The sequence below is a fragment of the Streptomyces sp. NPDC058653 genome, assembly GCF_042716895.1.
In the GTDB taxonomy this organism is placed as follows: Bacteria; Actinomycetota; Actinomycetes; order Streptomycetales; family Streptomycetaceae; genus Streptomyces.
Map to the genome: position 1 here is coordinate 137,051 of NZ_JBHXRM010000007.1, position 12,505 is coordinate 149,555.

Sequence of the window (12,505 nt, forward strand, 5' to 3'; positions counted from 1 at the left end):
AATCACGCTCCGCTTGTCGATGGTCCATGTGGCGGCGAGGTCGCCTCCTTGGTCCGGGCGACCGCTTGTGAAATGTCCTCCGGGTCCTCGTGCTCCCAGAATCGCAGGACCGTCCACCCCTGGGCTTCCAGGTGCTCCGTCGTCTCGCGATCGCGTGCGATGTTCTTGTCCAACTTCGCGCGCCACCATTCGGCGTTGGACTTGGGGCTGGTCGCGTGCTCGGGGCAGCCGTGCCAGAAGCAACCATCGAGGAAGACTGCGATCTTGGCCGGGCCGAAGACGATGTCGATCGTCCGACGAGGCATGCCCGGGACGGGCACGTTCACGCGGTAGCGCAACCCGGCCGCGTGGAGGATCTTGCGCACCGCCACCTCCGGGGCTGTGTCGCGAGAGGCCTGGCGGCTCATACGGGCCGAGACAGTGGCGGACGAGGGAACGACTTTGGGCATCCCGGCATTGTGCCGGCCGACTCGTGGTGCGAGGCACGGAGTCAGGCCGTACGCGATGCCGCTGTGGATACGTTCCCTCATCCGCGGGCCCTCCGGACTAATCCGCCCCGTGGCACTCCCTGTACGGGTCCCCCGAGCCGCACCAGCATGTGGCGTTGCGGGCCGGGGGCCAGGCCGTGGCGCGGCCGCGGGCTGCCAGGGTGGTGGCGTACTGGGGGAGCAGGTTCGGGTCCGAGGGGGAGGCCGACTCCGAGGCGGCGAAGGCCTCGTAGGAGGGGACCGTGCCGGTCACGATGCCCAGGTTCGGAGTGCCCGTGGAGGCCAGTTCGCGGAGGGAGGACTCCAGTTGGGCGAGGTGCGTCTTGCGGGAGGGGTACTCGGTGCGCAGGTTCGGGTACGCCGCGAGGAGTTCGGCCAGTTCCGCGGCCGGCCAGTGGAGGACCGCGACCGGGAACGGGCGGGAGAGCGCCGAGCGGTACGAGCCCAGTTCGGCGCGCAGGCGGGCGATCTCGGCCTGGAGTTCGGCCGGGTTGTCGGAGCCGAGGGCCCAGAGGCGTTTGGGGTCGTGGAGTTCGTCGAGGGGGACGGCCGTCTTGTTCACCTGGTCGCCCAGGGCGTCCCAGTCGTCGTGCTCCAGGCCCAGCAGGCGGCGCAGACGGTGGCGGCCGAGGAGGAGGGACCCGGCCGAGTAGGGGACTTCCTCGCCGGGGGTCAGCAGCAGGTTCAGGGCCGTGGTGTAGGAGTCGTGGGCCGCTTCGAGTTCGTCGTGGGCCTCCAGCGTCTCCGCGACGATCTCCCAGGGAGCGGGCTCCAGCGGTTCGGCGATGCGCAGGCCCTCGATGATCGCGCGGGCCTCGGCCTCGTGCCCGTACTCCCACAGGTTCGCCGCTTTCAGCGCCTTCACCAGGTGGGGGTGGTCCGGGTCGCCGCTGAGGAGGTCGTCGTAGAGGCCGGTGGCGCGGTCGCGGGCGTCGGCCAGTTCCAGATGGGCGGCTGCCTGGAGGAGCAGGGGCTCACGATCCTCGGGGTACCGGGCCGCCGTGCGCAGCAGGCGCTCGGCTTCGGTGGTGTGGTCGGCAGGGATGTCGGGGCGCATGGTCCACACGGTACTGCTGTAGGCCGGTCGGGGCGGAGGGTGTTCGTGGTACGGGAACGGGGCGTCACCGGTCGTCACCGCGGGGAGTCGTGCCGCAGCGCCAGCAGGACCGCCGCCCCCAGCACCGTCGCCGCCGCGGACACCACGATCACCAGGTCCGTGCCCTGCTGCGGGGTGCCCGCCGAGGTCGCCACCGCGATCATCAGCGCGACGCCGGCCGCCGAGCCGATGTAGCGGACCGTGTTGTTCGCGCCCGAACCCATCGCCGCACGCTCCTGGGGAACGGATTCGACGGACAGCCGTGGCAGCGCGGCGTTGAGCAGGCCGCTGCCCACCCCCGCGACGACGAGCCCGGGCACGAGCCGTACCCAGGACCCCGCGCCCACCGCGCCCAGCATCGACAGGACGCCGGCCGCGTGCAGGAGGAAGCCCAGCGCCAGTTGGTGGCGGGCGCTCACGCGGTGGGCGATACGGCGGGTCTGGAGGGCGACCAGGAAGGCCGTGCCCGACCAGAGCACGAACAGGCCCGCCGCGCCCATCGGGGAGATGCCGAGCGTGCGCTGGAGCAGCGAGGGCAGATAGCTGAAGAGCCCGATCACCGCGAGCCCCGTGAACAGCGCCCCCGCCGTGGCCGCCTGGAACGGCCGCCGCCCCGGCAGCCCGGGGTCGATCAGCGGCGCGCCACCGCGCCGCTCGACGGCGGCGAAGACACCGGTCAGTACGGCGGCGGCCACCAGCAGCAGGATCACCGGCGTACGCAGCCATCCGTCGCGCCCCAGAGTGAGCGCGCTGACGAGCGAGGTCATGGCAAGGGCGAGTACGACGGCGCCCACCAGGTCGGGCCGTCCGCCGCGCGGGGCGCGGGACTCGGTGAGCGTACGGAGGGCGAAGACCGCGACGACGAGGGCGGTGGCGGCGAGGACGGCGTACGGCACCTGCCAGCCGTACGAGCCGAGCACGCCGGCCAGCAGCGGACCGGTGGCGATCCCCGCGCTCACGAAGGCTCCCCAGACGCCGGTCGCCCTGACGCGGGCCGGGCCGGGCGGGAAGGCGTGTACGAGGAGGCCGAGGCTGCTGGCGATGATCGCGGCGCTGGAGGCGCCCTGGGCGATCCGGGCGAGGGTGAAGGTGAGGGTGGAGCCGGCCAGCGCGCCGAGGGCGGTCGTGAGCGCGAGGCCGAGGGTCCCGGCGAGGAAGAGCCGACGCCTGCCGAAGTCGTCGGCGAGGCTGCCCGCGACGAGCAACAGGGCCGCGAGACCGAGCGGGGCGCCGTTGAGGAGCCAGGCCTGCGCGGATATCGCGGTGCCGAAGTCGGCGGCCAGATCCGGCAGCGCGAGCATCGGGACCGTGTAGTTCATGAGCGCGACGGTCGTGGCGGCGCTGGTCACCGCGAGGGTGGCGGCGGGGCGGGGGCCGGAGCGGCCCGGCGCCCGGCCACGGGCCGGGGCAGCGGAGCCGGAGGGGGAGACGGAGGGCGTGGTCGAGGTGGCAGAACTCGCGGACGCGGGCGTCGGGGGCATGGCGAGGCGGCACCTTTCAGGCTCGTTGAAGAGGGCGACGGAAGACTCGACGGCAGGTTCAGCAGCAGGTTCGGTGAATGAACCTAAGTGTGTGCCGAACCGTAGCATGATGAGTTCATTCATTGAACCTTGGTCTTGTTAAGGTGGCGCCATGGCCCTCGGGAAGGACTACTCCACCCAGCAGTGCTCGATCGCCCGCGCGCTGGAGATCGTCGGCGAGCGCTGGACGCTGCTCGTCGTACGCGACGCCTTCTACGGAGTCCGCCGCTACAACGACTTCCTCACCCACCTCGGCGTGCCCCGCGCCGTCCTCGCCACCCGCCTCAAGAACCTGGAACAGGCCGGCATCCTGGAGAAGCGGCGCTATCAGCAGTCGCCGCCGCGCGACGAGTACGTCATGACCGAGCGCGGCATCGCCCTCTGGCCCGTCGTGCGCTCCCTCGGACTCTGGGGCCGCGAGCACATCGACGGCGTCCTCCCCATGCGCGTCTACACCCACGCCGCCTGCGGTACGGAACTGGGCTCCTACGGCGAGTGCCCGGCCTGCGGCTCCTTCGTACCCCCGCGCGATGTGGAGGTGCTGCCGGGCCCCGGGCTCGATCCGGACCCCGACAATCCGGTGAGCCGGGCCATGCTCGGACCCCGCCGTCTGCTTCAGCCCATCGAAACGGATCGTGTATAACGGCTGGAGGGCCTCGAACGCGGCCCGACACACCCCCCGGGCCATGACGCTCCGGCACGACGCCCGGACCGGGCGCCGGGCACCGGGGACACGACAGCAGGAAGGGGCAGGCCATGATCCGTCGCGTAGCGCGGCCACCGCGCCCCGCCGCCCCGGTGTTCTTCCTGCTCGTCGCCCTTCTCCAGGTCCTGCTCCTCGACGCCGGCAGCCTCTCCGCCGCCGTCGCCCTCGCAGCCACCGCGGCGGCGGCCACCGCGTTCGCCGCCTCCGCGGCCATCTCGGCCCGGTGCGCCCCCGCCGTACCGCCCACCCGGGTCCGTACGGCGATCCGCGACCGCGAGCAGCGGACGGCCTTCCTGCCCCAGCGAGATCCCGACGCACGGGGCCGCACCAGGCCCCGAGCTCCAGGGCGTCCCGTCCTGACGACCGCGTAGGGCCGGTTCGCCGCTTCCCCACCCACCGCTGAGCAGCAGCACCGCTGAAGTCCGCCCGCTCCCCGAGCACGGCTCCAGCACTGCCGAGAAGCGCTGCCGAGAAGCGCCGCTGAAGCGCTGCCGAAGCGCCGGGGAACACCCTTGAGCGAGCCACCCCACGCGGGCCGTCATGCCGAGCCGCGCCGTGCCGTACCTCCGGCGCCGCGCATCCCATCCGGCACGACGAGACCCTCGGAGGGCTCACCCATGTCCGTCTTCCTCTCCGGCTTCGCCTCCCTGGTCGGGCACTTCGCCGATCTGCTCGAACCGCTCTTCCACGGCGGCGCGACCGCGGTGGCGATCATCCTCTTCACCGCCTGCGTACGGCTCGCCGTCCACCCGCTCTCCCGGGCGGCGGCCCGGGGCCAGAAGGCCCGCACCAGGCTCGCGCCGCAGATCGCCGAGCTGCGCAAGAAGCACCGCAAGAACCCCGAGCGCCTCCAGAAGGCGATCATGGATCTGCACGCGAAGGAGAAGGTCTCGCCGCTCTCCGGCTGTCTGCCGAGCCTGCTCCAGCTGCCCGCGTTCTTCCTGATGTACCACCTGTTCTCCAGCCGTGAGATCGGTGGCAAAGCGAACGAACTGCTCGGCCACTCCCTCGGCGCCGCGCCGCTCGGCGACCGCTGGAAGGACGCGCTCGCCGACGGCGGGATCCTCGGGGGAGCGGGGCTGGTGTACGTCGCCCTCTTCGCGGTCGTCCTGGCCGTCGCCACCTTCAACTACCGCCGTACGAAGCGGCAGATGGCCGCCATGCCGATGCCGGCCGTGGGCGACGACGGGCAGCGGATGCCCGGCATGGGCGCGATGACCAAGCTGATGCCGCTGATGTCCTTCGCGACGCTCCTCACGGTGGGTGTGGTGCCGCTGGCCGCCGCGCTGTACGTCGTGACGAGCACCACGTGGACCGCGGTCGAACGGGTCTTCCTCTACCGGGACGCCCCGGCGGCCGGCGCGCTCGCCCCCGCCACGTGACCCCGCGCGGGGCGCCGGGCGTCGCGTCGGCGCGGTCCAGGGTGTGAACGGGGTCTTGCGGAGTGATCCGATGTCTTGGACGATCAGCCAACACCCCGATGGCCGCAACCCGTCGGTGGGACCCCCGCTCGACCAGGTCGATCCGCTCGACCAGAGGGAGAACAGACCATGAAGCTGCTGCGTGTCGGTACGGCGGGTGCGGAGCGCCCGGCGCTGCTCGACCAGGACGGGACCCTGCGGGACCTGTCCGGACTGGTCACGGACATCGACGGCGCGCTGCTCGCCGACGAGGCCGCGCTCGACCGGGTACGGGCCGCCGCCGCCTCCGGCGAGCTACCCGTCGTCGACCCCGACGGACTGCGCACCGGGCCGCCGGTCGGCCGGATCGGCAAGATCGTGTGCATCGGGCTGAACTACCACGACCACGCGCGCGAGACCGGTGCGGACATCCCGTCCGAGCCGATCATCTTCTTCAAGGCCGCGGACACGGTGGTCGGCCCGGAGGACACCGTCCTCGTACCGCGCAAGAGCGTCAAGACGGACTGGGAGGTGGAGCTGGCCGTCGTCATCGGCCGCACCGCCCGTTATTTGGAGTCCCACGAGGAGGCCCTGGCGCATGTCGCGGGCTACGCCGTCTCGCACGACGTGTCGGAGCGCGAGTTCCAGATCGAGCGCGGCGGCCAGTGGGACAAGGGCAAGAACTGCGAGACGTTCAACCCGCTCGGCCCCTGGCTCGTGACGGCCGACGAGGTCCCGGACCCGCAGGCGCTCTCGCTCAAGCTGTCCGTCAACGGTGAGCTGAAGCAGGACGGCACGACGGCCGAGCAGATCTTCCCGGTGGCCGAAGTGGTGCGCTACGTCAGCCAGTTCATGACGCTCTACCCGGGCGATGTCATCAACACCGGTACGCCGGCGGGTGTGGCGCTCGGGCAGCCCGATCCGAAGCCGTACCTGCGGGCCGGTGACGTCGTCGAGTTGGAGATCGGCGGACTGGGGCGGCAGCGCCAGGAGTTGAAGGACGCGTAGGCCGCGGCAGGACGCGGAGGGGTCGGACCGACGGGAGGAGCGTTTCGATGGCCACGGGCGACCGGGACCGTTGGACCGTGGACTTCTGGTTCGACCCCGCCTGTCCTCTCAGCCGTATCACCGCGTCATGGATCGTCACCGTCGCCGAGCGGCGACCGATCGACATCCGGTGGCGGGTGATGAGCCTCTCCGTACTGAACGAGGGCAAGGACGTCGACCCCGAGGGCGACGAGGAGGGCTATCTCTGGATTCCGGCGCGCGTCTGCGTCGCGATCCGGACGCTGCACGGGCACGAGGCGCTCGGCAGGTTCTACGACGCGCTGTGGACCGCGCCGGACGGCGGGCGGCGCGAGTGGATACGTGACATCGGTGAGGCCCTGGGCGCCGCCGGGCTGCCTGCGGAACTGGCCCTGGCGGGCTTCACCACCGACCACGACCGGGCGCTGCGCGCCTCGCACCAGGAGGCGATGAGCCTGGTCGTCGGGGAGGTGGGCACGCCGATCCTGGCCGTCACCCACCCCTCCGGAGCCAGGCACGCGTTCTTCGGCCCCGTCATCAGCGAGACGCCGGACCCCGAGGACGCGCTGCGTCTGTGGGACGGCACGCTGCTCGTCGCGAGCGTCCCGGAGTTCCGCGAGATCAAGACCTGACGGAACTCCGGGGCGCGCCCAGCGCCGTACGGCCCCAGGCTTACGGCGCTGTACAAGCGGCCGGGCGGACTACCGCGCCGTACACGCGGCCCGACGGCCTACCGCGCACCGTGCACGCGGCCCGGCGGACTACGACATCCGCCCCAGCAGCCACTCCAGGGCCTCCACCACGAGCGCGTGGTCCTCCTCCTGCGGGAGGCCCGAGACCGTCACCGTGCCGACGACTCCCGTGCCCTCGACCGCGATCGGGAACGAGCCGCCGTGGGCCGCGTACAGATCGGGGTCCAGCCGCGAGGAGTCCTCGAACGTGCTGCCCTTGGCGCGGAATCGGGTACCGACCAGGAACGAACTCGACCCGTACCGCTCCACGACCCTCCGCTTGCGGTCGATCCAGGCGTCGTTGTCCGCCGACGAGCCCGGCAGCGCGCAGTGGAACAACTGCTGGGTGCCCCGCCGGATGTCGATCGCGACCGGCGCCTCGCGCTCGCGCGACAGCTCGGCGAGGAGGCTGCCGAGCGCCCAGGCGTCGTCGTACGAGAAGCGGGGCAGGACCAACCGGGCCTCCTGCGCCTCCAGTTCGTCCACCGTCGGCAGGGCGCGGCCCTGGTCCGCCGTCATGACGAGGCTCCGATCGTGACCGTGACACCCTCGCGCGCTGAGCGCCGGGCGGCCTCCAGGACGTCCAGCGCCGCGGCCGCCTCGTGGGCGGTCACCGGCGGCGCCGTACCCTCGCGCAGTGCCCGTGCGACAGCGGCGTAGAACGCGGGATAGTCGCCGGGCGTGCTCTCCACCGGGTGCCCGCCACCGGTCGCCGGGGACTCACCGGCGCCGATCCGGCCCCACAGCGACTCGGGCTCCACACCCCAGTTTCCGGCCATTTCCTGAGAGTTGGGCCGCTTGCCGTCGCGCAGGTCGGCCTCCTGGGGGTCCAGGCCGTACTTCACATAGCCCGCCTTCGAGCCCAGCACCCGGAAGCGGGGGCCGAGTTGGGCGGTGGTGGCGCTCACGTACAGATGCGAGCGGACACCGTTCGTGTGGGTGAGCGCGATGAACGTGTCGTCGTCCGCCGCGGCACCGGGCCGCCGTATGTCGGACTCGGCGTACACCGACGCCACCGGACCGAACAGGACCAGCGCCTGGTCCACCACATGGCTGCCCAGATCGTAGAGCAGCCCTCCGATCTCTTCCGGTGCTCCCGACTCGCGCCAGCCGCCCTTGGTCTCCGGCCGCCACCGCTCGAAGCGCGACTCGAAGCGCTGTACGTCGCCCAGTTCGCCGCCCGCGATGAGCCGGCCGAGGGTGAGGAAGTCGTTGTCCCAGCGGCGGTTCTGGAAGACGGAGAGCAGCAGACCGCGCTCATCGGCGAGAGCCGCCAGATCGCGCGCCTCGGCGGCGGTGCCGGCGAGCGGCTTGTCCACGACCACCGCGATGCCCGCCTTCAGCGCGGCCGTCGCGATCGGGACGTGCGTCTTGTTCGGCGACGCGATCACGACCAGGTCCAGTTCGTCGGCCCGGTCCCAGAGTTCGTCCGGTGACGCCGCGAAGCGGACGTCGGGGAACTCGGCGCGCGTCTGCGCCTGCCGCTCGGGATTCGAGGTGACGACCGTGTCGAGGACGAGGTCGTCGGTCGTGGAGATCAGCGGGGCATGGAAGACGGAGCCCGCGAGGCCGTAGCCCACGAGTGCGACGCGCAGAGGCGTACCGGTGCCAGTCATGAGTTCCACTTAAGCAACGGTGTTGCCATAGTGCAAGCGCGCGTCACAATGACACCGTGGGCAACAGTGACGCCGGCCTCGGCGGCGGTAGGCGCGATGACGGCACGGGCGACGACGGCGCGGTCGAAGAGGCAGCGGAAGAGGTGTCGGCAGAGGCACCGGAAGACGTACCGGAGGACGTACCGGCGGTGAGCGGCATGCGTACGGGCGCGAACGCGAGCCCGCACACCGGCGTGAACCCGGGCGCGCACACCGGCGCGAATCTGCCGTCGCTGCGCAGCCACAACTCCGCGCTGGTGCTCGACCTGCTCCGTACGGCGGGTGAGGGCGGCATCAGCCGGCTGGAGCTCGCGGAGTCCACCGGACTCACCCCGCAGGCGGTCAGCAAGATCACGGCCAGGCTCCGTACGGAGGGCTTGGCGGCCGGGGCGGGCCAACGCGCCTCCACCGGCGGCAAACCGCGGACCGTGCTCCGTCTGGTCCCCTCCGCCGCGCACGCCGTCGGCCTGCATCTGGACCGCGACGAGCTGACGGCCGTGGTGGTCGACCTGGCGGGCACCCCCGTCGCCGCCCGCACGGTGCCGTTCGATCTGGGCGCCGGGGCGGCCGAGGTCGTGGAGATCGCGGCGCGGCAGGTGGAGTCGGTACGGGCGGAGGCCGCCGGGGCGGCGCGCGCGGTCGCACCCGGGGGCCCCGGCGTCGCCGGAGACAGCCCCGGCGGACCGCTGGGCGTCGGGGTCGCCATGCCCGGCCCGCTCGACCACACCACGGGCGTGCCCCACCGCGTCACCGGCTTCCCCCAGTGGGAGGGCTTCCCGCTGCGCGACGCGCTCGCCGCCCGCCTCGGTCTGCCCGTCGTCCTCGACAAGGACACGAACGCCGCCGCGCTCGGCATCGCGCTGAGCGGGCCCGGCGACTCGTTCGCCTATCTCCATCTCGGTACGGGGCTGGGCGCCGGCCTCGTACTCTGCGGCGCCCTCCACCGGGGCGACCGCACCGGCGCGGGCGAGTTCGGGCACCAGGTCATCCAGCTCGACGGGCCGCCGTGCGACTGCGGGAACCGTGGCTGTATCGAGGCCCTGTGCATGTCCGCGGTGGCGCGCGGCGACCTCGCGGAGGCCGCGCGGGTGCTGGGCGCGGGAGCCGCGAATCTGGTCGGGCTGCTCGACATCGACCGGGTGCTGCTCGGTGGGCGCGCCGTGGCCGCCGCCGAGGAGCAGTTCGTCACGGGAGTCGGAGCCGTACTCGAAGAGCGGGCGCGTGGCCCCTTCGTACCGGTGGCGATGGCATGCGGCGGCGCGCACGCGGTCGCGGAGGGGGCGGCGCAGCTGGTCCTCGCGCCGGTGTTCGGGCACGCCCGGGTCTTCGGCCGAGGGCGTCCCTGAGCTCCCGCCGCCGACGCCTCGGCGTAGGGCTGTTGGGGTGCATTTGTGCGATTTTCTGACCGTGAAGGGGTGTGGCTCCCGGGTACGGCGGCCGGGCCGTGGCAGCGTCGGAGTTCTCCCACGTCCATGCCCGTCCCCACCGCTTCGCGATCAGCAAAGGTCCCCCCATGCGATCCACGCGACTGCGCCCCGCCCTCGTCACCGGAGTCATCGGCGCCGTCGGAGCTGTCGGCGTCACCCTCGGCACGATCGTGCCGACGGTGCTGCCCGCGACGACCGCGACCGCGACCGGGTCCGTGAGCGGGTCCGTGAGGACGTCCGTGTCGGAGGTGGGCGACGAGTCGGCCGACGGCCCCGGGGCCGACCGCCAGCCCAGCTGCGGCAAGGCGTCCGACCCGGACTTCCCCATCGGGGCCCGCATCCACGGCGGCCCCGACGAGTACCGTCCGGGCGGCCCGCCGCGCATCTGGTCCATCGATCTCACCAACGGCACCGACGAGGCCTGCCACAACATCCACCCGGTCATCGTTCTCAGCGACCGTCAGCGCTCCCTCACCAAGAAGCAGGTCCGGCTCCAACTCGCCGACGACAAGGGCCGGTGGCGGACCATGTCACTGGAGAAGTCGGACGAGGACGAGATGATCGCCGTCCTCGAAGGCGGCTTCTCGGGCTTCGCCGTCCCGGGCCAGGAGACCGTCACCGTACGGGCGCGGCTGGCCTTCACGGCGGCGGCCGGCTCCAACAGGATCGTGGCGAACGCGGCGACGGTGCAGCGGCGCGGCGGTGACGGCGACTGGGTGGGGGAGTCGAACGACTACCGCTTCTCCGTGGGCGGCGCGGCCGGGGACGCGGTCACGGACTCCGAAAGGGACACCCGCACCGGCAACGACGGGGACCCGGACACCGGGACCGGCTCCGGTACCCGCAGCACCGCGCCGGACACCCGCCCCGACAACCACCGCGACGGCGGCGACCCGGGCCGCACCCCCGCCCCCACCGCCCCCAACTCCGAGAAGCAGGGATCGAATCCCTCGCTCCCCCTCGGTATCGGCGCCCTCGCCGACACCGGTTCCGGCTCCGTCCTCGGGCCCGCGATCGGCGCCGTACTGCTCCTGCTCTCCGGTCTCGCCCTGCTGCTCGCGCTCCGCCACGCGCGTAACCGCTCCTGACGGTGTCTCGATCCTGGCACGCACGGAGCCATGCGGCCCCGCGAGCGGTAATCTCGTCGACGTCCTGGGCCTGAACGAAGCGATTCTGGAGTCCGGTCACCCCCGCGACCCATGAAGTCGCGTGCGTGGCCCTCGATATCGTCATTTCCGCGGGTCCGTATGTGATCTACGGGGTGGTGAGCGGGCGTGTCGGTGCACAGCAGTACGGGACGCCGCCCGGCTCCACCCCGAGCCACCTCCCGCTAGGAGATACGAGCCGCATGTCCCGCAACAACTCCCGCGCCTTCCACGCTTCCCGCGCCCTGCGCACCCCCCTCACCGCCGTCGCCGGCAGCCTCGTCCTCACCGCGTCCCTCACCGGCTGCGGCGGCTCGGGTGCCGCAGAGGACAAGGTCGTCACCGTCTACAGCGCGGACGGGCTCAAGGGTGTGAAGAACGACGGCTGGTACGACCAGGTCTTCGCCGACTTCGAGAAGGACACCGGAATCAAGGTGAAGTACCAGGAGGCCGGTTCCGGCGAGATGGTGGACCGGGCGCTGCGCGAGAAGGACGACACCAGAGCCGACCTGCTCATCGTCCTGCCGCCCTACATCCAACATGCCGAGAGGAAGGGGCTGTTGGCGTCGTACGACCCGAAGGGCTCCGACAAGGTGCACGGTTCGGTGAAGTCGGCGGACAACCGGTGGACGTCGGTCGTCAACAACTACTTCGGCTTCATATACAACAAGAAGGAACTGACGGACCCTCCGGCCACCTGGGAGGAGCTGCTGGACTCCAAGTACAAGGACAAGATCCAGTACTCCACCCCGGGGGTCGCCGGCGACGGCACGGGCCTGCTCATCAAGGCGATGCAGGACTTCGGCGGGGAGAAGCCGGCGATGGACTACCTGGCGAAGCTCGAAGAGAACAACGTCGGCCCCACCCCCTCCACCTTCAAGCTCGCGGCCAAGGTGGACAAGGGCGAGATCCTCGTCGCGAACGGTGACGTCCAGACGAACTTCGAGCAGTCCAAGAGCATGGCGAACCTCGGGATCTGGTTCCCGGCGAAAGAGGGCGGCAAGCCGACCACCTTCGCCATGTACTACGGGGCGGGTCTGATGGAGGACGCCCCGCACAGCGGCAACGGCAAGAAGCTGCTCGAATACATGCTCACCGAGAAGGCGCAGAAGCAGGTCAGCGGTATCGGCGGCGGCTTCCCCGCTCGTACGGACGTCAGACCGACCGACGAGAACGCGATCGAGCTGGCCGGGGTCATCGACGGCGTCACGCTCTTCGAGCCCAACTGGCAGCGCATCGAGCCGAGCCTCGACGGATACGTGGACTCCTGGAAGGAAGCGACCGGACACTGACGGCCGCGCCCTCCGAGAG

At 71.7% G+C, this 12,505-nt stretch carries 13 protein-coding genes; 8 read left to right on the top strand and 5 right to left on the bottom strand.

The features are described from left to right. Positions 1-2: 2 nt before the first annotated feature. From ACFWU9_RS08885 to ACFWU9_RS08895, 3 genes are all read right to left on the bottom strand, one after another. Positions 3-449: a very short patch repair endonuclease gene (locus ACFWU9_RS08885; RefSeq protein ID WP_384315800.1), complete on the bottom strand. Its 447-nt coding sequence runs from the start codon at positions 447-449 to the stop codon at positions 3-5. 97 nt (positions 450-546) lie between these two features. Continuing rightward, on the bottom strand, positions 547-1,545 hold the full coding sequence (locus ACFWU9_RS08890) for an SEC-C metal-binding domain-containing protein (protein WP_384315802.1): 999 nt from the start codon (positions 1,543-1,545) through the stop codon (positions 547-549). A gap of 74 nt (positions 1,546-1,619) precedes the next feature. Continuing rightward, a complete protein-coding gene (locus tag ACFWU9_RS08895) occupies positions 1,620-3,065 on the bottom strand; it encodes an MFS transporter (RefSeq protein ID WP_384315804.1) in 1,446 nt (481 codons plus the stop codon). A 151-nt stretch (positions 3,066-3,216) separates the two neighbouring features. Here ACFWU9_RS08895 and ACFWU9_RS08900 point away from each other — a divergent pair, with 151 nt between their 5' ends. From ACFWU9_RS08900 to ACFWU9_RS08920, 5 genes are all read left to right on the top strand, one after another. After that, complete coding sequence (locus ACFWU9_RS08900; RefSeq protein ID WP_384315806.1) at positions 3,217-3,747, top strand: winged helix-turn-helix transcriptional regulator; 531 nt, start codon at positions 3,217-3,219, stop codon at positions 3,745-3,747. 113 nt (positions 3,748-3,860) lie between these two features. Beyond that, a complete protein-coding gene (locus tag ACFWU9_RS08905; RefSeq protein ID WP_384315808.1) occupies positions 3,861-4,181 on the top strand; it encodes a DUF6412 domain-containing protein in 321 nt (106 codons plus the stop codon). A 246-nt stretch (positions 4,182-4,427) separates the two neighbouring features. Then, positions 4,428-5,192 (top strand): YidC/Oxa1 family membrane protein insertase, encoded by a 765-nt coding sequence (locus ACFWU9_RS08910; protein WP_384315810.1) that lies wholly within the window; start codon positions 4,428-4,430, stop codon positions 5,190-5,192. A 168-nt stretch (positions 5,193-5,360) separates the two neighbouring features. Beyond that, a complete protein-coding gene (locus tag ACFWU9_RS08915; protein ID WP_384315812.1) occupies positions 5,361-6,218 on the top strand; it encodes a fumarylacetoacetate hydrolase family protein in 858 nt (285 codons plus the stop codon). A 47-nt stretch (positions 6,219-6,265) separates the two neighbouring features. Then, positions 6,266-6,868, top strand: a complete 603-nt coding sequence (locus ACFWU9_RS08920; RefSeq protein ID WP_384315813.1) for a disulfide bond formation protein DsbA — start codon at positions 6,266-6,268, stop codon at positions 6,866-6,868. A gap of 129 nt (positions 6,869-6,997) precedes the next feature. Here ACFWU9_RS08920 and ACFWU9_RS08925 read toward each other — a convergent pair whose 3' ends face one another. Both ACFWU9_RS08925 and ACFWU9_RS08930 read right to left on the bottom strand, forming a co-directional pair. After that, positions 6,998-7,486 (bottom strand): heme-degrading domain-containing protein, encoded by a 489-nt coding sequence (locus tag ACFWU9_RS08925; protein WP_384315815.1) that lies wholly within the window; start codon positions 7,484-7,486, stop codon positions 6,998-7,000. Beyond that, positions 7,483-8,583 carry a Gfo/Idh/MocA family oxidoreductase gene (locus ACFWU9_RS08930; RefSeq protein ID WP_384315956.1) on the bottom strand — a complete coding sequence of 367 codons (1,101 nt, stop codon included), beginning with the start codon at positions 8,581-8,583 and terminating at the stop codon, positions 7,483-7,485. The genes ACFWU9_RS08925 and ACFWU9_RS08930 overlap by 4 nt, the downstream gene beginning before the upstream one ends. A 296-nt stretch (positions 8,584-8,879) precedes the next feature. On the opposite strand from ACFWU9_RS08930, the gene ACFWU9_RS08935 reads away from it, so the two are divergent. From ACFWU9_RS08935 to ACFWU9_RS08945, 3 genes are all read left to right on the top strand, one after another. After that, positions 8,880-9,968: an ROK family protein gene (locus ACFWU9_RS08935; protein ID WP_384315958.1), complete on the top strand. Its 1,089-nt coding sequence runs from the start codon at positions 8,880-8,882 to the stop codon at positions 9,966-9,968. 167 nt (positions 9,969-10,135) lie between these two features. Continuing rightward, positions 10,136-11,137 (top strand): hypothetical protein, encoded by a 1,002-nt coding sequence (locus ACFWU9_RS08940; RefSeq protein ID WP_384315817.1) that lies wholly within the window; start codon positions 10,136-10,138, stop codon positions 11,135-11,137. Between the two features lie 260 nt (positions 11,138-11,397). After that, positions 11,398-12,486 (top strand): 2-aminoethylphosphonate ABC transporter substrate-binding protein, encoded by a 1,089-nt coding sequence (locus ACFWU9_RS08945; protein WP_384315819.1) that lies wholly within the window; start codon positions 11,398-11,400, stop codon positions 12,484-12,486. Positions 12,487-12,505: the final 19 nt, after the last annotated feature.

Coding starts and splice junctions, on each gene's coding strand:
- ACFWU9_RS08885 (WP_384315800.1), bottom strand. CDS start 449: ATGCCCAAAGTCGTTCCCTCGTCCGCCACTGTCTCGGCCCGTATGAGC.
- ACFWU9_RS08890 (WP_384315802.1), bottom strand. CDS start 1,545: ATGCGCCCCGACATCCCTGCCGACCACACCACCGAAGCCGAGCGCCTG.
- ACFWU9_RS08895 (WP_384315804.1), bottom strand. CDS start 3,065: ATGCCCCCGACGCCCGCGTCCGCGAGTTCTGCCACCTCGACCACGCCC.
- ACFWU9_RS08900 (WP_384315806.1), top strand. CDS start 3,217: ATGGCCCTCGGGAAGGACTACTCCACCCAGCAGTGCTCGATCGCCCGC.
- ACFWU9_RS08905 (WP_384315808.1), top strand. CDS start 3,861: ATGATCCGTCGCGTAGCGCGGCCACCGCGCCCCGCCGCCCCGGTGTTC.
- ACFWU9_RS08910 (WP_384315810.1), top strand. CDS start 4,428: ATGTCCGTCTTCCTCTCCGGCTTCGCCTCCCTGGTCGGGCACTTCGCC.
- ACFWU9_RS08915 (WP_384315812.1), top strand. CDS start 5,361: ATGAAGCTGCTGCGTGTCGGTACGGCGGGTGCGGAGCGCCCGGCGCTG.
- ACFWU9_RS08920 (WP_384315813.1), top strand. CDS start 6,266: ATGGCCACGGGCGACCGGGACCGTTGGACCGTGGACTTCTGGTTCGAC.
- ACFWU9_RS08925 (WP_384315815.1), bottom strand. CDS start 7,486: ATGACGGCGGACCAGGGCCGCGCCCTGCCGACGGTGGACGAACTGGAG.
- ACFWU9_RS08930 (WP_384315956.1), bottom strand. CDS start 8,583: ATGACTGGCACCGGTACGCCTCTGCGCGTCGCACTCGTGGGCTACGGC.
- ACFWU9_RS08940 (WP_384315817.1), top strand. CDS start 10,136: ATGCGATCCACGCGACTGCGCCCCGCCCTCGTCACCGGAGTCATCGGC.
- ACFWU9_RS08945 (WP_384315819.1), top strand. CDS start 11,398: ATGTCCCGCAACAACTCCCGCGCCTTCCACGCTTCCCGCGCCCTGCGC.